The sequence below is a fragment of the Methylobacterium sp. E-041 genome (assembly GCF_022829665.1).
GTDB lineage: Bacteria > Pseudomonadota > Alphaproteobacteria > Rhizobiales > Beijerinckiaceae > Methylobacterium.
Genome location: NZ_JAKSYQ010000115.1, coordinates 1 through 26119, shown reverse-complemented (window position 1 = coordinate 26119; position 26119 = coordinate 1). Strand labels below are relative to the sequence as shown.

Annotated in this window: 25 protein-coding genes; 5 read left to right on the top strand and 20 right to left on the bottom strand. The window is 73.5% G+C overall.

The features are described from left to right. Positions 1–146: 146 nt before the first annotated feature. The 6 genes from MKK70_RS10355 to MKK70_RS10330 form a co-directional block, all read right to left on the bottom strand. On the bottom strand, positions 147–1046 hold the full coding sequence (locus MKK70_RS10355) for a MipA/OmpV family protein (protein ID WP_243947433.1): 900 nt from the start codon (positions 1044–1046) through the stop codon (positions 147–149). Positions 1047–1486: 440 nt separating this feature from the next. Beyond that, positions 1487–2641: an endo-1,4-beta-xylanase gene (locus MKK70_RS10350; protein WP_243947431.1), complete on the bottom strand. Its 1155-nt coding sequence runs from the start codon at positions 2639–2641 to the stop codon at positions 1487–1489. A 62-nt stretch (positions 2642–2703) separates the two neighbouring features. Then, positions 2704–3024 carry a nitrile hydratase accessory protein gene (locus MKK70_RS10345; RefSeq protein WP_147860278.1) on the bottom strand — a complete coding sequence of 107 codons (321 nt, stop codon included), beginning with the start codon at positions 3022–3024 and terminating at the stop codon, positions 2704–2706. Further along, positions 3021–3686, bottom strand: a complete 666-nt coding sequence (gene nthB, locus MKK70_RS10340; RefSeq protein WP_147729730.1) for a nitrile hydratase subunit beta — start codon at positions 3684–3686, stop codon at positions 3021–3023. Before nthB ends, MKK70_RS10345 begins: the two co-directional genes overlap by 4 nt. Beyond that, complete coding sequence (gene nthA, locus MKK70_RS10335; protein ID WP_147844570.1) at positions 3683–4324, bottom strand: nitrile hydratase subunit alpha; 642 nt, start codon at positions 4322–4324, stop codon at positions 3683–3685. The genes nthB and nthA overlap by 4 nt, the downstream gene beginning before the upstream one ends. A gap of 17 nt (positions 4325–4341) precedes the next feature. After that, entirely contained in the window at positions 4342–4527 is a 186-nt protein-coding gene (locus MKK70_RS10330; protein ID WP_147729728.1) for a hypothetical protein, read from the bottom strand. 429 nt (positions 4528–4956) lie between these two features. Between MKK70_RS10330 and MKK70_RS10325 the strand changes: the two genes are divergently transcribed. Beyond that, entirely contained in the window at positions 4957–5289 is a 333-nt protein-coding gene (locus tag MKK70_RS10325) for a hypothetical protein (RefSeq protein WP_243947429.1), read from the top strand. Between the two features lie 237 nt (positions 5290–5526). Here the strand turns inward: MKK70_RS10325 and MKK70_RS10320 are convergent, their stop codons facing one another. Beyond that, a complete protein-coding gene (locus MKK70_RS10320) occupies positions 5527–7215 on the bottom strand; it encodes a methyl-accepting chemotaxis protein (protein WP_243947427.1) in 1689 nt (562 codons plus the stop codon). Between the two features lie 421 nt (positions 7216–7636). Between MKK70_RS10320 and MKK70_RS10315 the strand changes: the two genes are divergently transcribed. After that, positions 7637–8134 carry an Hsp20 family protein gene (locus MKK70_RS10315; RefSeq protein WP_243947426.1) on the top strand — a complete coding sequence of 166 codons (498 nt, stop codon included), beginning with the start codon at positions 7637–7639 and terminating at the stop codon, positions 8132–8134. Between the two features lie 120 nt (positions 8135–8254). Further along, on the top strand, positions 8255–8779 hold the full coding sequence (locus MKK70_RS10310) for a hypothetical protein (RefSeq protein WP_405041737.1): 525 nt from the start codon (positions 8255–8257) through the stop codon (positions 8777–8779). 46 nt (positions 8780–8825) lie between these two features. Here the strand turns inward: MKK70_RS10310 and MKK70_RS10305 are convergent, their stop codons facing one another. Continuing rightward, positions 8826–9665 (bottom strand): SDR family NAD(P)-dependent oxidoreductase, encoded by an 840-nt coding sequence (locus MKK70_RS10305; RefSeq protein WP_147844730.1) that lies wholly within the window; start codon positions 9663–9665, stop codon positions 8826–8828. Positions 9666–9803: 138 nt separating this feature from the next. Here MKK70_RS10305 and MKK70_RS10300 point away from each other — a divergent pair, with 138 nt between their 5' ends. Then, positions 9804–11312 (top strand): serine protease, encoded by a 1509-nt coding sequence (locus MKK70_RS10300; protein ID WP_243947423.1) that lies wholly within the window; start codon positions 9804–9806, stop codon positions 11310–11312. A gap of 151 nt (positions 11313–11463) precedes the next feature. Here the strand turns inward: MKK70_RS10300 and MKK70_RS10295 are convergent, their stop codons facing one another. From MKK70_RS10295 to MKK70_RS10280, 4 genes are all read right to left on the bottom strand, one after another. Beyond that, entirely contained in the window at positions 11464–11619 is a 156-nt protein-coding gene (locus MKK70_RS10295; RefSeq protein ID WP_147729453.1) for a DUF3309 domain-containing protein, read from the bottom strand. A 113-nt stretch (positions 11620–11732) separates the two neighbouring features. Continuing rightward, the gene (locus tag MKK70_RS10290) at positions 11733–12791 is read right to left on the bottom strand and encodes a cysteine synthase A (protein WP_147844572.1); all 1059 of its coding nucleotides are present in this window, start codon (positions 12789–12791) and stop codon (positions 11733–11735) included. Between the two features lie 94 nt (positions 12792–12885). Then, positions 12886–14883, bottom strand: a complete 1998-nt coding sequence (locus MKK70_RS10285) for a PAS domain-containing sensor histidine kinase (protein ID WP_243947421.1) — start codon at positions 14881–14883, stop codon at positions 12886–12888. Between the two features lie 4 nt (positions 14884–14887). After that, positions 14888–15688, bottom strand: coding sequence for an alpha/beta hydrolase (locus tag MKK70_RS10280; RefSeq protein ID WP_313899085.1), 801 nt, complete (start codon positions 15686–15688; stop codon positions 14888–14890). Between the two features lie 266 nt (positions 15689–15954). Here MKK70_RS10280 and MKK70_RS10275 point away from each other — a divergent pair, with 266 nt between their 5' ends. Beyond that, on the top strand, positions 15955–17430 hold the full coding sequence (locus tag MKK70_RS10275; protein WP_147727626.1) for an amino acid permease: 1476 nt from the start codon (positions 15955–15957) through the stop codon (positions 17428–17430). Between the two features lie 238 nt (positions 17431–17668). Here the strand turns inward: MKK70_RS10275 and MKK70_RS10270 are convergent, their stop codons facing one another. From MKK70_RS10270 to MKK70_RS10235, 8 genes are all read right to left on the bottom strand, one after another. Next, on the bottom strand, positions 17669–18652 hold the full coding sequence (locus MKK70_RS10270; RefSeq protein WP_243938825.1) for a sulfate/molybdate ABC transporter ATP-binding protein: 984 nt from the start codon (positions 18650–18652) through the stop codon (positions 17669–17671). Positions 18653–18710: 58 nt separating this feature from the next. Further along, positions 18711–19583, bottom strand: a complete 873-nt coding sequence (gene cysW, locus MKK70_RS10265; RefSeq protein ID WP_147727627.1) for a sulfate ABC transporter permease subunit CysW — start codon at positions 19581–19583, stop codon at positions 18711–18713. Next, entirely contained in the window at positions 19576–20430 is an 855-nt protein-coding gene (gene cysT, locus MKK70_RS10260; protein ID WP_147727628.1) for a sulfate ABC transporter permease subunit CysT, read from the bottom strand. The genes cysW and cysT overlap by 8 nt, the downstream gene beginning before the upstream one ends. 125 nt (positions 20431–20555) lie before the next feature. Next, positions 20556–21566 (bottom strand): sulfate ABC transporter substrate-binding protein, encoded by a 1011-nt coding sequence (locus MKK70_RS10255; protein WP_409566135.1) that lies wholly within the window; start codon positions 21564–21566, stop codon positions 20556–20558. Positions 21567–21977: 411 nt separating this feature from the next. Further along, positions 21978–22181 (bottom strand): hypothetical protein, encoded by a 204-nt coding sequence (locus MKK70_RS10250; RefSeq protein WP_243947419.1) that lies wholly within the window; start codon positions 22179–22181, stop codon positions 21978–21980. Positions 22182–22519: 338 nt separating this feature from the next. Beyond that, positions 22520–23758, bottom strand: a complete 1239-nt coding sequence (locus MKK70_RS10245; protein WP_243947518.1) for a hypothetical protein — start codon at positions 23756–23758, stop codon at positions 22520–22522. Between the two features lie 245 nt (positions 23759–24003). Further along, positions 24004–24924 (bottom strand): tetratricopeptide repeat protein, encoded by a 921-nt coding sequence (locus MKK70_RS10240; RefSeq protein ID WP_243947417.1) that lies wholly within the window; start codon positions 24922–24924, stop codon positions 24004–24006. Further along, complete coding sequence (locus MKK70_RS10235) at positions 24924–25853, bottom strand: vWA domain-containing protein (RefSeq protein WP_147860389.1); 930 nt, start codon at positions 25851–25853, stop codon at positions 24924–24926. The genes MKK70_RS10240 and MKK70_RS10235 overlap by 1 nt, the downstream gene beginning before the upstream one ends. Positions 25854–26119 lie beyond the last annotated feature (266 nt).

Sequence of the window (26119 nt, the reverse complement as noted above, 5' to 3'; positions counted from 1 at the left end):
CGGCGAGACATAGACAGAAACGTTCCGATATAATCCCCGCATCGCGGCGCAGAGGGTGATTAAAGATCGGCCGTGCCCGGCCGGCAACATTCACGAATCCGTGAACGACATCTTGGCGTTGCAGTCCCGTTGCTTGCGCTGCAGCCTCACGGGTCGACCCGGACCGAGTAGATCGCCCCGAATCCGACCGTGACGTCGTTCGGCGTGCCGAGGCGCCGGACGATCGGGCTTCCCGCGGCGGCGGCGACGAGGCGGTCGTAGCGGACCGAGCCGATCGTCTGCCACGCCTCCGACCAGGCGTAGGCCAGGGCCACGATCGCGCCGACGGAGCGGGGCCCGCCCGCGGCGCGGTAGGGCGTCAGCCGCGGGTCGGCGATCACGGCGACCGGCACGTCGAAGTCGAGCCGCATCGCGGCGGCGTCCCCCAGCACGAGGCGGGGGCCGCCGCTCAGGGTGACGCGGCCGGCGGTGCCGACGAGGTCGGCGCCGAGCTTGGCCACGAGGCCATCATGCGCGCGCAGGCCCTGCGTGACCTCGGCACGCAGCCGCAGCACGTCCTCCACCGGCCAGACCGCGCCGAACAGGCCGAGCCCGGCCGCGACCGGGCGGCGCGGCAGCCCGGCGAGGCTGCGGTCGTCGTGGGCCGCGCGGCCGCTGCGGACATCGAGAACGGCGCCGGCCTGCACCGCGCGCTCGTCCACCAGGGCGGCGTCGAGGGCGTCGTCGGGCGAGAACCAGCCCGGGCGCTCGTCGGCCTTGCGGAACGAAGCGTAGGGCAGCCCCCACAGCCCGGCCGCCCGCGCGCCCTGGAAGCGCCCGCCGGCGCCGGCGAACCCGCCGACGGACACCACGGTGCCGGGGTCGAACAGCGCCGAAAGGTCGCCGGCGCGGGCCGGCGCCGGATCGAGCGCGGCCGAGGCGAGCACGGCCAAGGCGAGCACGGCCAAGGCGGGCGCGGCCAGGAAGAGCGCGGCCACGGCGGGCGCGCGGACGGCCGCCGCGCGGGTCGCCCGGCCTCGGGCCCCTGTCTCGTCGATCGCGCCCAAGACCCGGCCTCCAGCGGCGCGACCGCCGTGCGCACACCCCCTCGGGCGAGACAGGATGCCTAGCAGATCCGCCGCCCGGGGAACGGTCCCGCCGGCGGATTTCGGGCGATGCCGGCCGCCCCGCCCGTCACGCTTTCGTGTCGGGCGCGTCGCCGGAACGGGGGCATGCTTGTCCGATCGGCCGGGCGAGCGACGCCAGGCGGAAGCGGATGCCGGAGCCGTCGCTCGGCGGCATCCGGACGCACGCCGAGGTGCTGCGGAGCCCGATCCAGGCCAAGGGCGGCGAGACCAGGCCGGAGCATTGGCCGGAGCATTGCCCGGAGCATCGCAAGGGCATGGAAGGCCTCGTCGCGAAGGCGCGGAAGCACGGCATCGAGGAGGCGCCGCGCGACGGCGAGCTGCGCGACGTGCAGATCCTGATCCCCGGGCCCCGAGGGGCGCTACCGCAGCTTCGCCCGCGCCGCCGCATGGTCCGGCGCCTGGGCGAACACCGCCCGCATCGCGTGCCAGAGCGGCTTGCGCCCAAACTGCGCATCGAGCGGCAGCGCGCGCTGGGGCAGGCCGTCGGGGCGCTTGCGGTAGGGGTGGTCGTTGAGCCACGTGTCGGGGTCGTAGAGGTCCCACGACATCACGGTCAGCACCGCGGGCTCGGCCGCCACGACCTCGAGATAGGATCTGGCGAGGTCGGCGACCTTGCGGTCGCGGGTGGCGATGTCGGCCGGGAACGCCCGGTCGTCGATGTCGAACTCGGTGATCTCGATGCCGAGCCCCATCCTGCCGATCTCCGCGAGGAAGCGCCGAAGCTGGCCCTGGTCGATCGGCACCGTGCTGGTGATGTGCGATTGCAGGCCGAAGCGGCGGATCGGCACGCCGCGCGCCAGCATCCCTTCCAGGCGCTTGAGCACGCGGGTGCGGCGCGCCTCCATCCACGGCACGCCCTGCTCGACCGCGTCCTCGTTCCAGCAGCCGGCCGCCGTCGGGTCGACCTCGTGCAGGATGCGGAAGGCGAGGTCGACGTAACCGGGGCCGAGCGCGGTGAGCCACGGGCTCTCGCGCAGGCCCTCTGGGCCGCCGCCGTCCGGCGACAGCACTTCGTTGACCACGTCCCAGGAGGCGATCTGCCCGCGGTAGCGGCCGGCCACGGTCTCGATCCAGCGGCGCAGAAAGTCCTCGGCCTGGGGGGCGGCGGCCCGCGCCAGCAGCGGGCGCACCCAGGGCGGCAGCGCCTCGTGCCAGACCAGCGTATGCCCGCGCATGCGCTGGCCGTTGCCGCGGGCGAAGCGCACCAGGGCGTCGGCTTGCGCGAAATCGGTCTTGCCGGGCTCGGGCCGCACCACCTCCATCTTCATCTCGGTGCCGCAGACCAGCATCCCGGCCTCGCGCGCCACCGCCTGCCGGTAGGCGGGATCGCGCGCGAAGCGGAAGCCGGGCACCTCGGTGCCGTAGGTCAGCCCGGTGCGGGCGGCCGCCGCCTGCAGGCTGTCGGCCGACCACGACGGCCGGCCCGGCGGCCCGAACGGCGCGGGCGCGGCGCGGACGGGGGCGGCCAGGGCGCAGGCGGCGCCGGCGAGGAGGGTGCGGCGGGTGGGGATCATGGCCTCCCCTCGCGGGGCGGGCGCCGGAAGCGCACCACGGTCGCGGTCGTCCTCCTGCGGCGTCATCGCCGGAACAGCGGGTCGTTCTCCAGCACGATCGGCAGGCCGTGCGGGGTCGCCTCCGCGGCGCGGAGGAAGGCGTCGCGGCGGGCGTCGAGGGCGGGGCCGTCGGCGATGCCGCGGGCGGCGAGGATCGTCTCCAGGGCGGCGAGCCAGCGGCCGTAATCGGCCGGCGCCTCCGGGCCGTCGGCCGGGCGGATCGCGGCGCCGAGCGCGTCGGCCCACTCGGCCCCGGTGAACAGCCCCGAATCCTGCAGCGCGACCACCATCGCGAAGACCTGCGCCTCCCAGGGTGCCGAGAACGGGGCGACGGGCTCGCTCATGCGGCCCCGCCCGCGATGTAGCGCTCGAACACCGCGACGGTGACGCGCCCGTTCGGGTCGGCATCCTCGCCCCAGAGCTCGGCGGCCGGGAAGGCCACGGTGTAGAGCCAGTCCGGGTTCTCGCCCTGCCCGCAGGCGTTGGTGTCGGGCAGGACGAAGGCGCCGTGGACGCGCAGCACGGTGCCGCTTTTGGCCCGGACGTAGCGCGGCAGGCGGGTGTGGGTCGGCGGGTGGATGTTGCGCATCGTCACCGCGTCGCCGACCGCGAAGCGCGCCGGCGCGGGCGCGGGCCGGTCGCTCGGGAAGCCGGCGCGGTAGCGCGGCTCCAGGATGTCGGCGGTAAGCACCCGCGCCACCGGCGCCGGATCGGGATCGGCGACGCCGCGGGCGATCTCCTCCGGCCGCGCGAGGCCGTGGGCGGCGAGCTGGCGCTCGAGGGCGTCGAGCCAGATCGCGTAGTAGCTGGCGCGCAGGTAGTCGGCCGGCGGCATCGACTCGCGGGCGGCGCGGCTGCCGTCGAGGGTCCAGGCACCGGTGAAGCCCATCGCCATGGCGAGCGCGAAGACGCGCTTCTCCCAATCGGCGTGGAACACCGGCTCGTTCGGCTCGGGGGCGACCGGGCCGAGGCCGTGCATCCCGCCGAGGTCCTGGCCGCCGTTCATGCCGGGACGCCCGGCAGGCCGGTGCCGATCATCGCGTCGCGGGTGACAAGGCCGGCGAGCCGGCGCTCGTCGAAGGCCTCGGTGCCGGCGGGCCGCATCGGCAGCACCATGTAGCGCAGTTCGGCGGTCGAATCCCACACGGTGATCCGCGTCGTCTCGGGCAGGCGCACCCCGAACTCGGCGAGCACGCCGCGCGGGTCGATCACGGCGCGGGCGCGATAGGGCGGCGCCTTGTACCAGACCGGCGGCAGGCCGAGCACCGGCCAGGGGTAGCAGGAGCACAGGGTGCAGACGACGAGGTTGTGCGCGTCCGGCGTGTTCTCGACCACCACCATGTGCTCGCCGCCGCGCCCGCCGATCCCGAGCTCGGCGATCGCCGGCGTGGCGTCGGCCAGCAGCCGCGCGCGATAGGCCGGATCGACCCAGGCGCGGGCCACCACCTGCGCCCCGAGATGGGGCCCGACCCGGGTCTCGTAGCGCTCGACCAGCGCGTCGAGCGCCGCCGGCTCGACGTAGCCCTTCTGCACCAGGATCGATTCCAGCGCCCGCACCCGCGCCTCGACGGGGGACAGCGCGCCGTGGTCGTGCCCGTGCTGGTGCCCGTGGTCGTGATCCGGGTCGTCGTGACGATGGGCCATCCGCGCCGCCGCCCGCCTCAGGCCAGGTCGAGCGAGCGCTCGAAGGCGGCCGCGTTCGAGGCGTGGCCCTTCGGGTCGGTCACGACGATGTCCTTGAAGCCGCGCCGGGCCAGCTCCCAGGTCTTCTCCAGGGCCTGGTCGGCGGTCCCGCACGCGAACGTCGCGGGGCGCCCCGCATGGTCGTTCGCCTTCACAGTGTACACGGCACGTCCTCCCGATCGCTCGAATCGACCATACCCGGATGTGGCGTCGGCCGCGAGGATCGGGAAGGGGTTCGGTGAATCGGGTGCAGCGCGGCGCGGATTTTGCCCGCCGCGGAACGCGCCGGGCGGCAGCCGGACCCTCGGGCGGGGTGGACGGTCCGCGTCCGAACTTTGCGGAACCTCGGACGGTCCGCCGACCGGTAGCCCGGCACGTCAGGCCGGGTCGGGCGGAAAGCAGCCGTCGCGATGACGTTGCTATGCGTTCGGGGTAGAAGCACTGTGATACATCCCCTTTCGAACTCCCGGGCGTGGTCGGCCGCTTTGATCCTTGCGTGGCTGAGCCTTCTGATATCGTCGGCCCTCCCCTCTAAATCGGAGGCATCGTCCTATCGTCTCAAGCATCTGTTCTACGGATGCTGGACCCGTAAGGTGACGCATCCCGAACGCTCGCGCTGGCAGACCTCATTCTCGACGTGGTGCTTCGAACACGGTCGAATGCTCGGCGGCTTGACGTTCGATGCAGGCGACGGCTGGGACTACTGCGAACGCTGGCATCTGCACGGACAGCGGCTCGCGGTTTCTGGTACCCATGACGACGACAGGGCTTGCCTCTACGCCTTCTCGGAGGACCGACAGACGCTGATCCTGCGCGATTGTGCGGCGGCCGGGGATTGGCGGCGGGACGACCCGGCGACCGAGGCCCGTAGGGGCGATCGGACATGCCGGACGCAGGGGCGTCCTGAGCCCGAAAAACAACCGTAGAGCTTGATCGGTTTCGCGTCCGCTCCGGGCGGCACCGGGCCGTCCGCCTCGAGGCGAGTGGTCGGGGCCCGCTTCCCTCCCACACCGGCCATGGGCCGAACGGGCGCACATCGTCGTCTGGCCGCCAGGCGCCATCGCTCGCGCCACCGGAGCGCCACCGGCCCGGCCTCGGCCGCGCTCGGGCACGGGCGTCGCGCCCCGAGGCCCCGCCCGGACGGGCGCCGCGGGGCCGGGCGGTCAGGCGGCGCGGACCGTCGCCAGGAAGCGGGCGACCTCCGCCGTCAGGTGCTCGGACTGGCGCGACAGCTCGGAGGCGGAGGCGAGCACCTGGCTGGCGGCCGCCCCGGTGTCCTCGGACGCGCGCGCCACGCCCGCGATGTTGCTCGTCACCTCGTTCGTCCCGCTGGACGCCTGCCCGACGTTGCGCACGATCTCCTGCGTGGCCGCGCCCTGCTGCTCGACGGCGGCCGCGATCGTCGTCGCCACCATGTCGATCTCGCGGATGCGCGCCGCGATCGAGCCGATCGCGTGCACGGCCTGCCCGGTGGCGCCCTGGATCTGGCCGATCTGGTCCGAGATCTCCTGCGTGGCCCGCGCGGTCTGGGCGGCGAGCTCCTTCACCTCGACGGCGACCACCGCGAAGCCGCGGCCGGCCTCCCCGGCCCGCGCCGCCTCGATCGTCGCGTTGAGCGCCAGCAGGTTGGTCTGGCTCGCGATGTTGGAGATCAGGCCGATCACGTCGCCGATCTTCCCGGCCGCGGCGCTAAGGTCCTGCACCAGGGCGGCGGTATCGTCGGCCTCGGCGACGGCGCGCTGCGCCAGGTCGGTCGATCCCGAGACCTGCCGGCCGATCTCCTGAACCGAGGCGCCGAGCTCCTCGGCGGCGGCGGCCACGGTGTTGACGTTGACGGCCGCCTCCTCGGCGGCGGCGGCCACCGTCGTCGACTGGCTGGCGGTCCCGGCCGCCGTGGCCGTCATGGTCCGGGCGGTGGCCTGCAGCGCGCCGGCCGAGGACGACACCCGCCCGACGATGCCGCCGACCGCCTGCTCGAACCCGTCGGCCATCTGGCGCATGCCGGCCTTGCGCTGCTCCTCGGCCGAGGCGCGGGCGAGCGCCGTCTCGGCCTCCAGCGCCTGCGTGCGGATCAGGGTGTCCTTGAAGACCTGGACGGCGCCCGCGATCGCCCCGACCTCGTCGCGGCGGTCCCGGAACGGGATTTCGGCGCCGGTGTCGCCGCGCGCGAGGCGGCCCATCAGGTCGGTGATCGCCCGGATCGGGCGCGAGACCGCCCAGTTCACCAGGAGCGCGCCCATGGCGGCGGCGGCGAGCATGGCGAGGAGCCCGACGAGGACGGCCTGACGCGAGCCGGCGCCGGCGGCCTCGGCGATCCGCGCCCGATCGTCCAGCAGGCTCCGCTCGATCGTCGCGATCTCGGCGGCCTTCAGGCGCAGCCGGTCCATCGCCGCCTTGCCGGCGCCGGAGATCTCAAGCTGCCGCGCCTGGCCGCGCGTCGGCTCGTCGCGCATCAGCGCGATCTCGCGCTCGGCGATTCCGCCGTGCCAGGCCTGGGCGTCCTGGTCGAGCGCGCCCAGGCGCTGCAGCTGCGCCGGGTTGTCGGAGACCAGCGCGCGGATCCGGGCGAGGGCATCGGCGTAGGCCTTGGTGCCGGCCCGGTAGGGCTCGAGGAAGCTCGGCTCGGCGCTCAGCAGGTACCCGCGCAGGCCGGTCTCCTGGTTGACCATGGCGGTGGTCAGCGCCTCGACCTGCTCCAGGACCCGGTAGGTGTGATCGCGCCACCGTTGCGCCTCCTCGACGGAGCCGAGGCCGCGCCAGCTCACCAGCGCGGCGAGGCCGGCCGCGCCGATGATGACCGCGAAGACCAGCAGGAGCTTGGTCATCAGGCGTAGATCGACGACGGCACGCATTCGAAAGCCCCGGGATGACGGCGCAAGACCGAGTTTTTCCTCTCGGGCGCGGTGTTCATCCTCTACGCGGCAAGCGGTTAAGCCCCCGCTACCGACGAAGTGTTGCACGCACGCCGAAGCGGCCGCGCGAATACGGATGCCGTCACCTGCTATAACCTTACGGTTGCATCGGGGGAAGCGCGGGCCGGCGACCCCGACCCGCCGTCCCGCGGCTCGTCGGCGGGCCCGCGCGAGGCCCGGCGTTCGGGCCCCCTCCCCCGGCATCGCACGCCGGACGCCAGGAGAATTTTTCGGAGCCGGCCGGGAACCGGATCGCGGTGTTCGCATTTTCTGCGCGCGAGGCCGTTCGAAGGCTCGCCCACGGGCGCCGGAAGGCATCCGGCGACCCTTGTCATCACGTTGCTCCCAGGAGGATGTGGTCATGAGGACCCTTGATTTCGCACCGCTCTACCGATCCACCGTCGGCTTCGACCGCCTGTTCGCGATGCTGGACCGAGCCGCGCAGGCCGAGGCGTCGTCGACCTGGCCGCCCTACGACATCGAGCGGGTGGCCGACGACGCCTATCGCATCACCATGGCCGTCGCCGGCTTCGCGCCCGGCGAGATCGAGCTGACGCAGCACGGCGCCAGCCTTCTGGTCGCCGGCCGGCGAAAGGCGGCCGAGGACGAGCGCCGGATCCTGCATCGCGGCATCGCCACCCGCACGTTCCGCCAGACCTTCGAGCTGGCCGACCACGTGACGGTCGTCGGCGCGAGCCTCGAGCACGGCCTGCTCACCGTGACCCTCAAGCGCGAGGTGCCCGAGGCCCTCAAGCCGCGGCGCATCCCGATCGGCGGGACGGTGCCCGCCGTGAGCCGGGACGCGGTCAGCCAGGACGACGCGCCGAGCCGGATCGAGACCGGGCGCAAGGCGGCCTGAGCCCCCGGCGCGCGCCTCGATTTCGACGGCCGTGAACCTTGCCGCGCGGGCCTGCGGGCCCGCGCGGGGGGCTCCGGCCCGTACGTCCATCCCATCGCGCAGCAGGAAGGAGGATCATCGATGAGGGAGACGCAGCTGTTCCGTTCCGGCGCCATGAATCCCGGTTCCGGCGCCATGAACCCCGATGGCGCGCATGATTGCGGCGGCGCCCATCCGGCCTCGTTCGAGGCCTGGCAGGCGCTCGTCGCCCCCGGCGACGTGTTCCGCCACCCGCGGGAGGTCCTGGCCCACCCCGCGCTCTCACGGGCGGACAAGCGCGCGATCCTGGCGTCCTGGGCGTCGGATGCCTGCGTGCTCGCGGATTCGCCCGGCATGCGGTGCCTCGTCGGCAGCCGGGCCGAGCCGGTCTCGGTCGACGCCGTCCTCGCGGCGCTGGGCGAGCTCGACCGGGCGGTCCGCCGGGCAGGCCCGGCTCGGACGAGGCGCGCCGCGCCACGCCGCTTGCGCCGCCTCGCGGACCTGCACACGTATGTCCGCCCGAAGCGGCGCGACGACGACGACGATCCGCCGCCCTGCCCGGCGAGCGTCATGCCGCGCCCGAAGACGCCCCCGAGCACGGCGCTGGCCGCCGCCATCCCGGCCTGAGGGCCGGGCCGCGCGGAGGATGCGCCGGGGCGCGCCGGCCCGGGCCCTACCCGTCCATCGCCCGCCGGAACGCCTCGGAATGATCCGGGTGCCAGCGCGAGAGCGCCGGGCGGTTCTCGATGATGTCGCCGGCCGCCCACGCGATCCGGCGCTCGTCCTGGGCGCGGGTGGTCTCGTTGTCGGGGCAGAGGATGTAGAAGTCGCCTTGCGCCATCCGCTCCAGCAGGAAGGCCACCGTCTCGTCGGGCGTCCAGGCGCCGGGCGGCTTCTCGGCGACGCCGCGGGCCCTGGCCAGCCCGGTATAGACGAAGCCCGGGATCAGCAGGTGCGCCGAGATGCGGCAGCCGTCGCGGCCGCGCAGGTCGTGCGCGAGCGCCTCGGTCGCCGCCTTCACGCCCGCCTTCGAGACGTTGTAGGGCGTGTTGCCCGGCGGCGTGGTGATGCCCTGCTTCGAGCCGGTGACGATCACGGCGCCGGGTTTCTGGCCCGCGATCATCGCCGGCGCGAAGGCGTGGATGCCGTTGATCACCCCCCACAGGTTGGTGTCGAGGATCCTGCGCCAGGTCGCCTCCTCGGAGAACAGCGTGCCGCCCGCCTCGATGCCGGCGTTGAGCATCACCAGGGCGGGCGGGCCCCCGGCGGCGACGGCCTGCGCGAACGCCTCCATCGCCGGGCGCTGACCGACGTCGAGGGCGAAGGCGCGCACCTCCACGGCGGCGAGCCTCGCCACCGCGGCGCGGGCGGATTCGAGCGCCTCGCCCGGCAGGTCGGCGAGCCACACGTTCATGCCGGCCCGCGCGAAGGCCTGCGCCGCCGCGAGCCCGATGCCGCTGGCCGCCCCGGTGACGACGGCCGTCCGGCCGGGTTCGATCGCTGGGTGGGTCATCGGCGCCTCTCGCTGCTTTCGCGTCGCGGTGAGGGTGGGGCGGCGGCCGGGATTGTCGAGGGCGCGGCGCCCCGCCCTGGCCTTCGGCCGCCGCCTCTGCCACCGTCCGGCACGCTCACGCTTCCGGGAATCGCCCGCATGCCCGCCCGCGCCACAGGCCGACCGCGCGTCCCCCCGCTCCGCGACCGGGCTCCCGCCCCCGCGCGCGGGCCGGCCTCCGCCTGCGATCCGGCCCGCGGCGTGATCCTCGCCCTCGCCCTGACGCTGGCCGCCGCCGCCTCCGCCGCCGCGCAGGCGCCGAAACCGCAGCCGCCGCGCCCGCCCGCCGCCGCGCCGGACCCGGCCTTCGAGGCGATGCGGGCCGGGTTCGAGGCCCTGCCGGAAGCCGAGCGCAAGGCGCTGCAGGACGCGCTGGTCTGGACCGGCGACTACAACAGCGTCGTCAACGGCGCCTTCGGCCGGCGGACCTTCGAGGCGCTGAGCGCCGCCCGCGCCCGCACCGACGCCGGCGACCCCCTCGATCCGCGCAGCCGCGCCGCGATCCTGGCGGCGGGCGAGGCGGCGCGGAAGGCCGTGCGCTTCACCGTGCAGGCCGATCCCGCCAGCGGCGCGGCGCTCGGCGTGCCCGAGCGGATGCTGCCCAAGCGCAGCGCGGTCCCCGGCGGAACCCGCTGGCAGAGCGCCGACGGGCGCCTGACCCTGGAGAGCCGGTCGTTTCCCGCCGGCGGCACCGACCTCGACGCGCTGTTCACCCGCGCGACCGCGCCGCTCGCCGACCGCAAGGTGACGTACAAGCTCAAGCGGCCGGACTTCATCGTCGTCACCGGCGAGACCGCCTCGGGGCGCTCGTACGTGCGCTACGCCGCCGGGCCGGAGGGCATCCGCGGCTTCGCCATCGGCTACGAGGCGGCGCAGGCGGGCGAGATCGACCGCCTCGTCATCGCCATCGCCAACAGCTTCGTGCCGTTTCCCGGGACGCCGGGCGAGGCGCCCCGGATCGCGACCGCGCCGGCCGCCGCGCCACCGGCGTCGGGCGCTCCGCAGAGCTCGGGTGCTCCGCAGGTCGCCTCGGCCCCGAACGTCGTCGGCACCGGCCTCGTCGTGGCGCCGGGGCGGGTGCTGACCGCGTCGGCGGTGCTGGAGGCATGCCCGGCCCCGCGGATCGGGAGCGCCCCGGCCAGGGTGTTGCGCAGCGAGCGCGGCCTGGCGCTGCTGGAGGCCGCCGGGCTGCCGGCGCCGCGCCTGCCGGGCATCGTCGGAGCGTCGGCGTCCGAGGATCGCGTCGTGGTCGCGGCGCAGGAGGCGCCCGAGGCAGCGGGCGGGGATGCGGGCGTGTCGGTCGCGCCGGGCGCGATGGTGGGCGCGGCGCGGGTGACGGCGCCGTTGCAGCCCGGGTCGGCTGGGGCGCCGGTGCTCGACCGGGCGGGCGGCCTCGCGGGGCTCGTGGCGTCCTATCCGGCGGCGCCGCGGCTGATCGCGGGCGTGATGCCGCCGGCGAGCTTCCCGGTGATCCCGGGGACGGTCGTCGCCGCCGTCCTGGGCGAGGCCGGCATCGCGACGCGGCCGTCGACCGCCGGTGCCGGCAGCGTCGGCGCCGCCGCCTCTGCGGTCGGCGGCGCCGTGATCGGGATCGTCTGCGCCCGCTAGAGCGGTTTCGAGCGCGGTGGATCCCGGCTCGCGTGAAGACGATCAGACCTCACGGAAAACAGAGCCCCCTCCGCGATCCGCAGATCGCGAAGGGGGCGTCGGGAGCCTGTCCCCGATCGCGGATCGCGGAACCGGGCCCCCGCGTCCGGCGTCAGAGCCGGCCGGTGACCAGCAGCACGATCAGGACGATGATCAGGATGCCGCCGAGGCCGAAGCCCGGGCCGCGATAGGCGCCGCCGCCGAGGAAGCCGCCACCACCGAAGGCGAGAATGATCAGGATGATGAGCAGAATGGTGACGAGCGACATGGAAGAAAGTCTCCGCGGGAGCGCACGGGTCGTGAGCTTGACCGTTCAAACGCCGCGACAATCCGTTCCGTTCAAATAATTCGCACGCAAACGTGACGGACGGTTTTGCCGGCTCAAGCGTGCCAGTCCGGCAGCGGCGCGCCGGCTTCGTCCAGCCAGTCCGGCGTCGGCAGGCCGCGCTCGCGCAGGAAGGCGGGGTTGAACAGTTTCGAGGCGTAGCGCGCCGCCCCGTCGCAGAGGATCGTCGCGATGGTGTGGCCGGGGCCGAGCACCCGCGCCAGCCGGATCGCGCCGGCGACGTTGATGCCGGACGAGCCGCCGAGCGACAGCCCCTCCTCCCGCATCAGCCCGAACACGATGTCGAGCGCCTCCGCGTCGGGGATGCGGAAGGCGTGGTCGGGCGCGAACCCCTCGAGGTTCCGGGTGATCCGCCCCTGGCCGATGCCCTCGGTGATCGACGAGCCCTCGGCCTTGAGCGTCCCGGCGGTGTAGTGCGCGTGGAGCGCCGAGCCCTCGGGGTCGGCGAGCGCGATCGCGACCTCGGGGTTGCGCGCCCGCAGGGCCAGCGCCGTCCCGGCGAGCGTGCCCCCGGTGCCGGCCGCGCAGACGAAGCCGTCGAGGGTGCCGCCGGTCTGGTCCCAGATCTCGGGGCCGGTGTGCCGCTCGTGCGCGCCGCGGTTGGCGACGTTGTCGAACTGGTCGGCGAAGAACGCGCCGGCGGGCTCGGTGGCCGCGAGCCGCTCGGCGAGGCGGCGCGCCACGTGGACGTAGTTGTTCGGGTTGGCGTACGGCACCGCCGGCACCTCGACGAGGCGGGCGCCGGCGAGCCGCAGGGTTTGCTTCTTCTCCTCCGACTGGGTGACCGGGATGACGATCACCGTGCGGTAGCCGCGCACGGAGGCCACCAGCGCCAGCCCGATCCCGGTGTTGCCCGCCGTGCCCTCGACGATGGTGCCGCCCGGCCGGATCAGCCCGCGCGCCTCGGCGTCCTCGACGATCGCGCGCGCCGCCCGGTCCTTCACCGAGAGGCCGGGATTGAGGAACTCGGCCTTGCCGAGGATGGTGCAGCCGGTCTCCTCCGACGCCCGGCGCAGCCGGATCAGCGGCGTCCCGCCGATCGCCGCCAGCACGTCGGGGCGGGTGCCCCGCTCCGGATCCGTCGCCACGCCCATGCCGGTGCCTCCGCATCGCGCGCCTCCCGGGGCGCCGCCCTCCGCGATAGATCAGAAGGCGGCCCATCGGAAGCCGGGGGCGGCGCCACGGCGATCAGGCCGGGCGCGGCGCCTCGATCATCGCGCGGACGCGCTCGGCCATGGCGTCGACGGAGAACGGCTTGGTCACCACCGCCATGCCGGGGGCCATGTGGCCTTCGCCGAGCGCGGCGTTCTCGGCGTAGCCGGTGATGAACAGCACCTTCAAGTCGGGCCGGCGGGCGCGGCCGGCATCGGCCATCTGGCGCCCGTTCATCCCGCCCGGCAGGCCGACATCGGTCACCAGCAGGTCGATGCGCACGTCCGATTGCAGCAGCTTGAGGCCGGCGGCGCTGTCGCTCGCCTCGATCGCGGTGTAGCCGAGATCCTCCAGGATGTCGGCGAGCAGCATCCGCACCGTCGGCTCGTCGTCGACCACCAGCACCGTCTCGCCCTGCCCGGAGCGCGGCCGCGCCGGGCCGGCCGCCACCTTGCCCTCGGCCTCGGCGTCGCCGTGGTGGCGGGGCAGGAAGATGCTCACGCGGGTGCCGGCCCCGACCTCCGAGCGGACCCGCACCTCCCCGCCCGACTGCTTGGCGAAGCCGTAGATCATCGAGAGCCCGAGGCCGGTGCCCGCCCCCATCGGTTTCGTCGTGAAGAACGGCTCGAACACCCGGGCGACCACCTCCGGCGGCATGCCGGTGCCGGTGTCGGCCACGCACAGCGCGAGGTATTGCCCCTCCGGCATGTCGTGCTGGCGGGCGGCGCGCGCGTCGAACCGCGCGTTGGTGGTCTCGACCGTGATGCGGCCGCCGTCCGGCATCGCGTCGCGGGCGTTGATGCACAGGTTCAGCAGCGCGTTCTCGAGCTGGGACGCGTCCACCAGGGCGGTCCACAGCCGCGCGCCGGCGGCGACCTCGACCGGGATGCCCGGGCCGACGGTGCGCTGGATCAGCTCGTGCATCCCCGCCACGAGGCGGTTCACGTCGGTGGGCCGGGGATCGAGGGTCTGCCGGCGCGAGAAGGCCAGCAGCCGGTGCGTCAGGGCCGCGGCGCGGCGCGCGGCGCCCTGGGCGGCGGCCATGTAGCGCGCGACGTCCTCGACCCGGCCCTGCCGCATCCGGGTCTGCATCATCTCCAGCGAGCCGGCGATGCCCGCGAGCAGGTTGTTGAAGTCGTGCGCGAGGCCGCCGGTGAGCTGGCCCACCGCCTCCATCTTCTGCGACTGGCGCAGGGCGTCGGCCTGCTCCCGCTCGAGCGTGGTGTCGCGCCCCGAGGCGTAGACGCGGCCGTCCTCGAACGCGGCGGTCCAGGCGAACGACCGGTACGAGCCGTCCTTGTGGCGGAAGCGGTACTCGTACGGAATCGTGAGCGGCCGCTCCAGGATGGCGGCGAAGGCCGCCAGGGTCGCGGCGAGGTCGTCCGGGTGGGTGTAGGCGGCAAACGACCGGCCGATCAGCTCGTCGTTGCGCCAGCCCAGCAGCTCGGCCCAGGTCGGGTTGACGCTCTCCAGGGTGCCGTCCGGCAGCGCCACGATCAGCAATTCCTGCGACAGCCGCCAGGCCCGGTCGCGCTGGGCCGTCCGCTCGGCGACCCGCGTCTCCAGGGTGAGGTTGAGCTCCCGCAGCGCGGCGGTGGCCTCGTCGGCGGCGCGCCGCGCCGCGAGCAGGTCGCGCTCGTAGCGCCGGCGGTCGGAGGCGTTGAACACGGTGATCCGGATGAAGCGGATCTCGCCCGCCTCGTCCCGGCGGACCACCGCGTTGACCAGCACCGGCAGCGTCCGGCCGTCCGCGCGCACGAGGTCGAGGGCGACCTCGTTGAAGAAGCCCTGCATCCGCAGCAGCGGCGCGAAATGGGTCTCGTAGTAGATCTTGCCGGCGATGGTCAGCAGGTCGAGGAAGCGGCGCCCGACGAGGTGGCCGGCCGGGTATCCGGTCCAGGTCGCCAGCGTCCGGTTGACCTTCGACAGGCGCCCGCTCGGCAGGGCCGAGGCGTAGCCGCAGGGCGCGTTCTCGAACAGGTCGGCGAGGTCGTCGGCCTCCTGCACCCCGGAGGTGGGCGTCGCCTCGTCCACGTCATCACCCTCGGAGGAACGCCTCGATCGCCGCGACCGTCGCCTCGGGCGCGCTGAGGTTCGGGCAATGCCCGGTCGCGTCGAGCAGGACGAGCGCGCTGCCCGGCAGGTTGCGGTGGACGTACTCGCCGACCTCCCGGGGGGCGATCACGTCCTCCGCGCACTGGATCACCAGGCAGCGGGCGGCGACGTTCTCGAGGTCGGCGCGGTTGTCGGACAGGAACGTGGTCCGGGCGAAGCGCTTGGCGATGTCCGGATCGGTGCGGCAGAAGCTGTTGGTCAATTCCGCGCCGAGCTCGGGGCGGTCGGCGTTGCCCATGATCGTCGGGGCCATCGCCTGGGACCAGCCCATGTGGTTGCTGTCGAGGAAGTTGAGCAGTTCCTCCACCTGCGCCGCGGTGAAGCCGCCGACGTAGCCGCCCTCCGCGTCGTCGACGTAGCGCGGCGAGGGGCAGACCAGGACGAGGGTGTCGAACAGCTCGGGCGCCGCCTTCGCGGCGAGGATGCCGACCATGGCGCTGACCGAGTGGCCGACGAAGACGCCGCGCCGCACGCCGAGGGCGCGGGCGAGCGCGACCACGTCGTCGGCGTAGCCGTCGAGCGTGGCGTACCGCGCCGGGTCGTAGGCCGACAGGTCCGAGCCGCCGGCGCCGACATGGTCGAACAGAACCGTCCGGTAGCGATCCGCGAAGGCGGGCGCCACGAAGCGCCACATGTTCTGATCGCAGCCGAAGCCGTGGGCGAAGACCATCGCGGTCTCGCCGGCCCCGGCGATCTTCGTGTTGTGCCGTTGTACGACCGACAAACCCGCGTTCCCCCGCCGAAAACCGGTCTAGCACGCATCGCCGTGCCGTGCGCGGGGCCCGGATACCGGTAAAACCCGGCCGGCGGGCTCACGAACTCGACAGCCCGGCCGAGGCGCCGCCGGGACGGCACGCTCCTTGCCGGGCGGGGGCGGGCCGAACGTCACCGGGGGCCGAGCGAAACCGGGGGATCAGTCGCGTCGCCGGCTGGCATCCCCGAGAGCCGCCCGACATGGTGCCGGATGCCGCCGCGCGGATCGGAGCGACCATGGCTGACACGGATCAACCCTCCGGCCTGACGGGGCGCAAGACCGTCGAAGACATCCTCGCCGGGGGCGAGAGCGACGGGCATCAGCTCTCGAAATCGCTCGGCCTGTTCTCGATCATCGCGATGGGCATCGGCGCGGTGATCGGCGCGGGCATCTTCGTGCTCACCGGCACGGCGGCCGCGCAATATGCCGGGCCGGGGATCATGCTGTCCTTCGTCGCCGGCGGCATCGCCTGCGCCTTCGTCGGCCTGTGCTACGCCGAGATGGCCGCGCTCATCCCCGTGGCGGGATCGAGCTACACCTACACCTACGCGACGCTGGGCGAGTTCTTCGCCTGGATCATCGGCTGGGACCTGATCCTCGAATACGCCATGGGCGCGGCCACCGTGGCGGTGGGCTGGTCCGGCTACGTCGTCAGCCTGCTCAAGGATGTCGGGCTCGTCATCCCGCCCCGCTTCACCGCCGCGCCCGGCACCGCGGTGAAGCTCGCGGACGGGTCGGACGCCACCGCGCTGATGAACCTGCCGGCGGTGCTGATCGTCGGGCTGCTCACGCTGATGCTGGTGCGCGGCACCAAGGAATCGGCCCGGCTCAACAACGTCATGGTGGCGGTAAAGCTCACCGTGGTGCTGGCCTTCATCGTGCTCGGCTACGGCTACATCAAGCAGGCCAACTGGACCCCGTTCATTCCCGACAACGACGGCAGCTTCGGCCATTTCGGGTGGAGCGGCGTGCTGCGCGGCGCGGGCGTGGTGTTCTTCGCCTTCATCGGCTTCGACGCGGTCTCCACCGCCGCGCAGGAGGCGAAATCGCCCCAGCGCGACATGCCGATCGGCATCCTCGGCTCGCTCGCGATCTGCACGGTGCTCTACGTGCTGGTCGCCGCGGTGCTCACCGGCGTGGTGCCCTACAAGGACCTCAACGTCCCCGACCCGATCGCCAAGGGCGTCGACGTGATCGGCATCGCCTGGTTCTCGGCGCTGATCAAGCTCGGGGCGCTCACCGGGCTGACCACCGTGATCCTGGTGCTGCTCTACGGCCAGAGCCGGATCTTCTACACCATGGCCAACGACGGGCTGCTGCCGCGCCTGTTCGCCCACGTGCACCCGACCTACCAGACGCCCTATCGCAGCCAGATCCTGATCGGCGCGGCGGTGGCGATCGTGGCGGCGCTGGTGCCGATCGGGATCCTCGGCGAGATGGTCAGCATCGGCACGCTCGCCGCCTTCATCCTGGTCTGCGGCTCGGTGATCTACCTGCGCCGCTCGGACAAGGAGATGTACCGGCCGTTCCGCGTGCCGGGCGTGCCGACGGTGCCGATCCTCGGCATCCTGTCCTGCCTGTTCCTGATGGCGGGCCTGCCCCTCGACACCTGGCTGCGGCTCGTCGTGTGGATGGCGATCGGCTTCGCGATCTACTTCTTCTACAGCCGCAAGCACTCGGTGCTCCGCCGCCGGGACGGGACCACGGCGTGAGGGGCGGCCGTGCCGCTCCGATCGCGCGATGTCAGACGCCTCGGGGCAAGCGGTGCGCTAAGATCGCATCGATCTGCCGACCGATCGCCGCCGTGCACGGATCGTCGGAGGCGCAAGCGCGGGCAACGAGGCGGGAATTCGATCGCTTGTTCGCGACAGGGGCCAGGCGCCGCTTCCGACGAGCCATCCGGTACCGTCAGGCAGAGATGCGTGAGCCCGACGCCCTCGTGGAGGAAGCTTACCCGAACACGTACCCCCCGTTGATCCGCAGGCCGACCTCGCGGCCGGCGGCGTAGCGCTCGCCGTCGGAATCCTCGACGATCAGCAGGCCGCCGTCGGGGCGGCCGACCTCGATGCGCTGGCGGCCCTGGCTGCGGTAGGACGAGCGGACGGTGCCGGTGAGGTGGGCGGTGGCGGGCTCCACCAGCTGGAGCTGCCAGGGCCGCACGAACAGCTTCACCGGGCCGATGAGGCCGGCGGGCGCGGCGACCGGGGTCGGCTTGCCGTCGACGCGGACCCGGCCGCCCTCGGCGATCGCCTCGACCTCGATGGCGTCGCCGAGGAAGCGCAGCACGGTGGCCGAGGCCGGGTTCTCCTGGACCTCGTCCGGGGTGCCGACCTGCTCGAGCCGCCCCTTGTCGAGCACGGCGACGCGGTCGGAGAGCTCCAGCGCCTCGTCCTGGTCGTGGGTGACGAAGATCGTGGTCTGGCCGGTGCGGTCGTGGATCTCGCGCAGCCAGCGGCGCAGGTCCTTGCGGACCTGCGCGTCGAGCGCCCCGAACGGCTCGTCGAGGAGCAGGACGCGCGGCTCGACGGCGAGCGCGCGGGCGAGCGCGATGCGCTGGCGCTGGCCGCCCGAGAGCTGCGAGGGATAGCGGTCGGCGAAGCCCGACAGCCGGATCAGGTCGAGCAGCTCGCCGACGCGGCGCTTGATCTCCGGCGCCGGCGGCCGCTCCGCGCGCTTTCGCGCGTTCAGCCCGTAGGCGATGTTGTCGGCCACGCTCATGTGCTTGAACAGCGCGTAGTGCTGGAACACGAACCCGACCGCGCGCTGCTGCACCGGCAGGAAGGTGGCGTCGTCGCCGCCGAACAGGATGCGGCCGCGGTCCGGCGTGTCGAGCCCGGCGATGATGCGCAGCAGCGTCGTCTTGCCCGAGCCCGAGGGGCCGAGCAGGCCGAGCAGCTCGCCCGCGCGCACGTCGAGGTTGAAGTCGTGCAGCACGGCGGCCGTGTCGAAGGTCTTCGACAGGCCCTCGACGCGGATCGCGGTCGAGTTCGCGTTAATGCCGTGCCCGCGACCCGAGCTCCGCCCCGTAGCGCCATTCGAGGAGGGATTTGAGGGCGAGGGTGACAAGGGCGAGTCCGGCAAGGAGCGAAGCGACGGCGAAGGCGGCGACGAAATTGTACTCATTGTAGAGGATCTCCACGTGGAGCGGGATGGTGTTGGTCAGGCCGCGGATATGCCCGGACACCACCGAGACCGCGCCGAACTCGCCCATGGCGCGGGCGTTGCAGAGAAGCACGCTGTAGAGCAGGCCCCAGCGGATGTTGGGGAGCGTCACCGTGCGGAAGGTGTGGAGGCCGGTGGCGCCGAGCGTCAGCGCCGCCTCCTCCTCGGCGTTGCCCTGCTCCTGCATCAGCGGGATCAGCTCGCGGGCGACGAACGGGAAGGTGACGAACACCGTCGCCAGCACGATGCCGGGCAGCGCGAACAGGATCTGGATGCCGTGGTCCTGCAGCCAGCCGCCGAACAGGCCGCGGCTCCCGAACAGCAGCACGTAGATCAGCCCCGAGACCACCGGCGAGACCGAGAACGGCAGGTCGATCAGCGTGATCAGCAGGCTCTTGCCGGGAAACTCGAACTTGGCGATGGCCCAGGCGGCCGCGACCCCGAAGACGAGGTTGAACGGCACGGCGATCGCCGCCACCGTCAGCGTCAGGCGGATCGCGGTCCAGGCGTCGGGCTCGGAGAAGGCCTCAAGATAGGCGCCCACGCCGCGGGAGAGCGCCTGGGCGAACACCGTGAACAGCGGCAGCACCAGGAACAGCGCCAGGAACACCACCGCGGTGCCGATCAGCAGCCCGCGCACGAGGCGGCCCTCGCTGGCGGCCTCCTCCTGCGCCGGCGCGGCCGTCAGGCTCAGATCAGACATAACCGAACCTCCGGCGGCTCCAGGCCTGGATCAGGTTGATCGCCAGCAGGGTCAGGAACGAGATCCCGAGCATGATCGTGGCGATGGCGGCCGCGCCCCCGTAATCGAACTCCGAGAGCTTGATGACGATCAGCAGCGGCGCGATCTCGGAGACGTAGGGCAGGTTGCCGGCGATGAAGATGATCGAGCCGTACTCGCCGACGCCGCGGGCGAAGGCCAGCGCGAAGCCGGTGAGCACCGCCGGGATCAGCGGCGGCAGCACCACCTTGATCAGCGTCGTCCACCGGGTGGCGCCCAGCGTCGCGGAGGCCTCCTCGACCTCCTTGTCGATCTCGGCGATCAGCGGCTGCACGGTGCGCACGGCGAACGGCAGGCCGATGAACACCATGGCGATGAAGATGCCGACCGGCGTGTAGGCCGCCTGGATGCCGAGCCGCGCCAGCTGCGCGCCGACGAGGCCGTTCGGGGCATAGAGCGAGGCCAGCGCGATGCCCGCCACCGCGGTCGGCAGGGCGAAGGGCAGGTCGACCACGGCGTCGACGAGCTTGCGACCCGGGAAGCGGTAGCGGGTCAGCACCCAGGCGACGAGGAAGCCGAACACCGAGGCGGTGAGCGCGGCGAGCAGCGACACGCCGAAGCTGATCCTGAGGGCGCTGGCCACGCGCGGGTCGGTGGCGACGTACCAGATCCCCGAGAGGCCGAGGCCCGAGGCCTTGGCGACGAGGGCGGCCAGCGGCAGCAGCACCACCAGCCCGAGGCAGGTCAGCGTGTAGCCGAAGGTGAGCCCGAAGCCGGGGATCACGCTGGCTTGTCGGAAGCGCCGCTTCGGGCGGGGTGGGGCGACCATGGGAAGTCTCTCGAGAAACGTTCGGATCGGTCGACGCGGCCGGCCCGATCGCGGGTCCCTTCTCCCGGCGACCTCGGGCCTGCCCGGGATCGGCTGCCCGGATGGGGAGAGGGGGTCGGTCGGCGCTACCGCCCCTGGCGGCTCAGCTGGTCGAACAGGCCGCCGGTGTCGAAGTTCCGCTTCTGGATCTCGTCCCAGTTGCCCTGGAGATCCTCGATCTTGAACAGCTTGATGTCCGGCAGCTGCTTGAGGTCGGCCTCGGCCGCCGCGGCGGGCTTGAAGGGGCGGTAATGGTGCTTGGCGAAGATCGCCTGCGCTTTGTCGGTGTAGAGGAAGGCCAGGTAGGCCTCGGCCTGCTTGCGGGTGCCCTTGCGGTCGACGTTGGCGTCGACCAGCGCCACCGGCGGCTCGGCGTAGATCGAGGTCGGCGGCACGACGATGTCGAACTTGTCGGCGCCGAACTCTTGGAGCACGAGGTAGGCCTCGTTCTCCCAGGTCGGCAGCACGTCGCCCAGGCCCCGCTGGGCGAAGGTGACGGTGGAGCCGCGGGCGCCGGTGTCGAGCACCGGCACGTTCTTGTAGACGGTGCCGACGAAGGCGTCGGCCTTGGCCGCGTCCTTGTCCTGGTTGTAGGCGTAGCCCCAGGCGGCGAGGAAGTTCCAGCGCCCGCCGGCCGAGGTCTTGGGGTTCGGGGTGATGACCTTGATGTCGGGCTTGGCGAGGTCGCCCCAGTCCTTGACGCCCTTCGGGTTGCCCTTGCGCACGAGGAACACCACCGTCGAGGTGTAGGGCAGGCCGGCATTCGGCTGCTTGCCGCGCCAATCCTCGGGGATGCGCTTGGTGAGCTTGGCGATCGCGTCGATGTCGGAGGGGATGCCCAGCGTCACCACGTCGGCGTCGACCCCGTCGATCACCGTGCGGGCCTGCGAGCCCGAGCCGCCATGCGAGGCGCGCACCGTCACGGTCTCGCCGGTCCTGGCCTTCCAGTCCTCGGCGAAGGCCGCGTTGATGTCGCGGTAGAGCTCGCGCGTCGGATCGTACGAGACGTTGAGCAGGGCCGTCTCGGCGCGCGCGCCGACCACCGTGAGCAGGCCGCCGGCCAGGCACAGCCCCGCCAAGGCCGCCCGCCGCCCGATCCGCCCCGTCCGCCGTGTTCCGTGCCGCTCGCTCACGCCGATCCTCCGGTCATCACCGCGGGATGCGCGCCGGTCTCGGCCCGTATCCCTTACGAAGAGACCGGGTTTTCGTTCTTTTTACAGAACGTTGTCAACTGGTCGAGCGGCGCTGCACGACCGGAACACGGCGCTTCGATGAGCCATCGCTTGCCGAGCCCGCTGGTATTTTACACGCGAAAAACCGGATCTTCTCCGAACCGTCCCATCCGAAGAAGATATTTGCGGTGACCAGCCCGTTTCTTAGAACGAACGTTTTAGCGTCTCGGGCCGAACGGTGCCGCGCCTGCGAGGCGATGACGGACAGGCGACGGCGCAGCCGCGATCCCGTCCACGCATGCATGGACGCGGAGGAACCGCGGGGCCGCGGGCGCCCTAGCTGTCGAGGTATCCCGCCTCGGCCAGCGCTTCGGCCACGGCCTCGAACCAGGGGTCGCCGGGGGCGGGACCGTCGGCCTGCGGGGCGAAGGCGTCGTCGGCCGCCGGGCCGGCCGCGGGCGCGTCGGCGCGCAGGCGGCCGCCGAGGCCGAAGAAGCCGGACGCCGCCGTCAGGGCCCCGCCGATCGCTGTCATCGTCATGCCGCACCCCGTTCGCGAACCGATCGTTAACGATGGTGTGGGGAAAGCGTTGCACACGCAAGGCGTGCACGTTCGGACGCGCCGTCGGCGCTTGCCTGCGGCTCCGCGGTGACGTGGCCGGCCTGCATCGCCGGCGGGACTTTTCGCGCTTCGCCAGCGGCCCCGCGGACAGGGCCCGGGCGCCTGGGCTATGGACGGCGGCGCGCCGGACCGGCCGCCCCAACCGACAAGATGTCCATGACCGTCATCGCCCTTGTGCTCGTCGCCAACCTGCTGCTCGCCGGGCTGTTCTCCCTCGTCGCCATCGCGGTCGACTGAGGAGGGCCCGGCGCCGGGCGTCAGCGGCCGAGCGGGCGATCGAGGGGGCCGTTCAAGGGGCCGTCGAGCGGATGGAGCCGGTCGGCCGCGACCGGGCCCGCGCCCCGCAGGCGGACGGGGCGCGACAGCCGGCGGGCGAGCGCCCGGAGGTCCGGCGCCGCGGCACCGCCCGGCGCGTAGAGCGCGCGGTCGAGGCCCGCGAGGCCGGCGGCGGTATCGGGGTCGGCGCGCCAGGCCCGGGCGAGGTCGGGCTCGGCCGAGAGCGTCGCGGCGCGGAAGGCGGCGGCGTCGTTCGCGGCCGCCGCGCGGCGCAGGGCCGCCCGGGCGCCGCGCGGCAGCCGCAGGCGCCCGGCGCCCGTCCCGAACCCGATCAGCGCCAGCCCGAGGCCGAAGGCGGCGAGCCCGGCGGCGGCCGCGACCCACGGCGCGGTGGCGAGCGGGGGGGCGAGGTCGCCTTCCCGGTCGGGCAGGCCGCCGCCGATCTGGCGGGCGGGGATCTCGGCCTCGCGCATCGTGCGCGACACCGTGTCGAACCACGGGATGACGATCGCGTCGAGGGGGATGATCTCGGGCACGCCGGCCTTCACGTCCCACTGGTAGGTGGCGCGCGCCACCGGGCCGGCGGGGGTGATCAGGGTCTCGCGGGTGACCGGACCGGCGAAGGTGAGGATGCCGCGGGTGCGCATCACCGGGCGCGGCGGCAGCCCCTCGGCGACCATGCCCTGCGCCTCCACCGTCACGATGCGCCGGGTGGTGTCGCCGAGCTTCACCGTCTCCGGGTCGGGCGACCAGGAATCGGTGATCGTCACGTCCTTGGCCGGCAGCCACCACGGCTCCTTGGCGTCCGGGCCGCCGCCCTCCTTGGTCCAGGTCGCGACCGGCAGCGCGACCGGGCCGGAGCGCACGTCGATCACCCGGCGCTGGCCGTCGTCGTTGATCGTCAGGCGGTGGTCGAACGGCTCGATCGTGAAGTCGCCGGCATGGTGCGGGAACACCGCGATCACCCGGTCGAAGGCGATGGCGCTCTGGCCGTCCTTCAGCTTGGTCCTGCTCCAGCGGTCGCGGCCGAGCTGGCTCCAGCTGAAGTTGGCCAGCGTCGGCTGGATCACCTCCTCGAGCAGGATCTGCTGCTTGTAGACCCCGTGGATGCGCAGCAGCACCATCTCGCGCACGAACGGCGCGGCGTTGCCGTTCAATTCGGGCGTGACCGTGAGGGTGAGGTCGCCCGGCTCGACCTCGGCGCGGGCGGGCTGGGCCAGGAGGAGGGCGGCGAGCGCCGCGCAAGCCCAGGCGCCGGGGCGAAGGCGTGACGCCGCCGAAGCGAGCGCGGGCCCCCTCTCCCGGGCGGGAGAGGGTCGGGGTGAGGGATGAGAACGCCCCGGAGAGGTCACGCCCCTCATCCCACCCTTCTCCCCCTGGGAGAAGGAGCCGCGCAGTGCTTCCCGGGCCTCCTCCGGCGCCCGCGTCCGGCGATGACGAGATAGGCCGTCGGCATTCCAAAACCTCACCATGGGTTGCTCCCGGCGGGCATGCTGGTGCCGGCTTCGATGCGGCGGGCCTGCTCGGCCTTGAGGCGGAGCTTGAGGTAGCGGCCGGGGTCGTCCGGCAGGGTCCGGAGCCAGAGGCGGTCGGGGCGGATCTCGTGCGCCTCGAAGCTCTTGGTGACGCGGCGCACCTCCTTCTCGGGGGCCTCGGCCACCATCGCCGAGCCGCCGCCGGTGCGGCCGCGCCCGGCGGCGTCGCCGGCCGAGCCCCGGGCCTCGCCGCGGCCCGATTCCAAGGTCTGCTGCTCGGCCTGGCCGCGGCGCGCGACCTTGCTGTTGCCGGGGATCGAGGCCGAGGAGCTCGCCTCCTTGTTGCCCGCCAGGCCCTCGCCGCTGGAATTGGCCTGGAGGGTGTTGTCCTTCTCCTGGTTGGCGGTGTTGTTGTAGCGGGCGCCGTACTGCGCCGAGCCGTTGGCGGTGCCGCCGCCCTTGCGGTCGATCGCCTCGGCGACGAGCTGGGCGATCAGCGAGCGGTTGGCCTGCGCGTCGGCGTCGCGCGGGTTGAACTGCAGCGCCGCGTCGTAGGCCTCGATCGCGCCGGCATAGTCGCCCGTCCGGGCGAGCGCGTTGCCGAGGTTGTAGGCGTTGCGCCGGCCGCCGTTGCGGAACACAGCCGCCGCCTCGTCGTAGCGGCCGGCCTCGTACAGGGCCGGCCCGCGCCAGGCCGGATCGTCGAGCACCGCGAGCGCCGCCGAGGGCAGTCCGACCCCGATCAGCAGGCGGCCGAGGCCGGTGCGCGGCTGCGAGACCAGCATCAGCGCGAGGATCCCGGCCCCGGCCGCGGCGAGCCCGAAGGTCCGGGCCCAGCGCCGCCAGCCGCGGGAGAGCGCGGCCGAGACGGCGGGGGAGAGCGGCCGGCGGCCGAGCGCGAAGGCGGTCATCACGCGCTCCTCCGGAACAGGATCAGCGCCGGCCCCAGCGCGAGCAGCAGCAGCCAGCGCCCGAGATCGGCGAAGGCGAGCACGGCGTAGCCGCCCGCCGCCAGGTGCTGCGCGGTGCCGGCGCCGACCGCGTCGAGCACCGGGGCGGGTGCCGACAGGTCGGCCGCGACCCCGCCGCCGGCGGCGGCGAGCCGGTCGAGGGCGGCCCGGTCGGTCTTCGGCGCGCCGGGCGGCAGGGTCTTCTGCGCCGGCACGAACACCCCCTGGAGCCGCCAGCCCTTGGCCCGCATCGCCTCGGCCTCGCGCAGGGCCGCGTCGCCGATGCCGTCGCCGTCGGTGATCAGCACCACGTCGGCGGCGAGCGCGCCGGCCTCCTCCAGGGTGCGGCGGGCCAGCGCCAGCCCGCGCTCGGGGTGGCTGCCGCGGTCGGGCACCGTGTCGGCATCGAGCGCGAACAGGGTGGTGCCGAAGCTGTCGCGGTCGGTGGTCGGCCCGGTCGCGACGTAGGCGTCGCCGGCATAGACCACCAGCGCCACCGCGCGGGTGCCGGCGGCCTCGGCCACGCCCTGCGCGATCTGGCGCAGGTCCTTCAGCCCGCCGCCCTCGGCGACCGAGCGCGACAGGTCGGCGACGATGACCGTCGCGTCGAGGTTGCGGAAGGTCGTCGCGTCCTTGCGCTCGACCGCGGGCCCGGTGAGCGCCAGCGCCACGAAGCCGGCGGCGAGCGCGGCCGCGAGGTTCGCCTGCCGCCGCCCGCCGAGCACCGCCCCGCGCCGGACCATCAGCGCCATCAGCGCCGGATCGACCGCCCGCGCCCAGTCGCCGAGGGGCGCGGCGCGGGCGGCGGCGCGGAAGGCCAGCACGGCGACCAGGGGAATCGCCAGCAGCCACCACGGCCGCAGCAGCGCGTAGGCGTCGAGGACGGTCATCGCGGGATGCCCCGGCAGTGGGGAGGGCCCCCCTCTCCCCGCACGCGGGGAGAGGCCCGGCCGCACCTCGTCGTGCGGCCGGGAAGCGGAGGCGAAGCCGAGGCGGCGGTGAGGGGACGGTGCCCTGGGAGGCTCGCCGGTCGAAGCCCCCTCACCGTCGGCTGCCGCCTCGCCGCGACGACGACGGGGTCGTCGCGGCCCTCTCCCCGCGTGCGGGGAGAGGGGATGCGCGAAACGGTCGGCGGCAAGGCGGGCACGAGCCCGCG

Bases quoted from the DNA above. Each gene is read 5' to 3' on its own strand.
- MKK70_RS10310 (WP_405041737.1), top strand. From the start codon at position 8,255: ATGAGGGAGACGCAGCTGTTCCGTTCCGGCGCCATGAATCCCGGTTCC.
- MKK70_RS10320 (WP_243947427.1), bottom strand. From the start codon at position 7,215: ATGCGTGCCGTCGTCGATCTACGCCTGATGACCAAGCTCCTGCTGGTC.
- MKK70_RS10290 (WP_147844572.1), bottom strand. From the start codon at position 12,791: ATGGGCGTGGCGACGGATCCGGAGCGGGGCACCCGCCCCGACGTGCTG.
- MKK70_RS10250 (WP_243947419.1), bottom strand. From the start codon at position 22,181: ATGACGATGACAGCGATCGGCGGGGCCCTGACGGCGGCGTCCGGCTTC.
- MKK70_RS10350 (WP_243947431.1), bottom strand. From the start codon at position 2,641: ATGATCCCCACCCGCCGCACCCTCCTCGCCGGCGCCGCCTGCGCCCTG.
- MKK70_RS10240 (WP_243947417.1), bottom strand. From the start codon at position 24,924: ATGACCGCCTTCGCGCTCGGCCGCCGGCCGCTCTCCCCCGCCGTCTCG.
- MKK70_RS10235 (WP_147860389.1), bottom strand. From the start codon at position 25,853: ATGACCGTCCTCGACGCCTACGCGCTGCTGCGGCCGTGGTGGCTGCTG.
- MKK70_RS10295 (WP_147729453.1), bottom strand. From the start codon at position 11,619: ATGTCGCTCGTCACCATTCTGCTCATCATCCTGATCATTCTCGCCTTC.
- MKK70_RS10345 (WP_147860278.1), bottom strand. From the start codon at position 3,024: ATGAGCGAGCCCGTCGCCCCGTTCTCGGCACCCTGGGAGGCGCAGGTC.
- MKK70_RS10275 (WP_147727626.1), top strand. From the start codon at position 15,955: ATGGCTGACACGGATCAACCCTCCGGCCTGACGGGGCGCAAGACCGTC.
- MKK70_RS10315 (WP_243947426.1), top strand. From the start codon at position 7,637: ATGAGGACCCTTGATTTCGCACCGCTCTACCGATCCACCGTCGGCTTC.
- nthB (WP_147729730.1), bottom strand. From the start codon at position 3,686: ATGAACGGCGGCCAGGACCTCGGCGGGATGCACGGCCTCGGCCCGGTC.
- MKK70_RS10300 (WP_243947423.1), top strand. From the start codon at position 9,804: ATGCCCGCCCGCGCCACAGGCCGACCGCGCGTCCCCCCGCTCCGCGAC.
- nthA (WP_147844570.1), bottom strand. From the start codon at position 4,324: ATGGCCCATCGTCACGACGACCCGGATCACGACCACGGGCACCAGCAC.
- cysT (WP_147727628.1), bottom strand. From the start codon at position 20,430: ATGGTCGCCCCACCCCGCCCGAAGCGGCGCTTCCGACAAGCCAGCGTG.
- cysW (WP_147727627.1), bottom strand. From the start codon at position 19,583: ATGTCTGATCTGAGCCTGACGGCCGCGCCGGCGCAGGAGGAGGCCGCC.
- MKK70_RS10305 (WP_147844730.1), bottom strand. From the start codon at position 9,665: ATGACCCACCCAGCGATCGAACCCGGCCGGACGGCCGTCGTCACCGGG.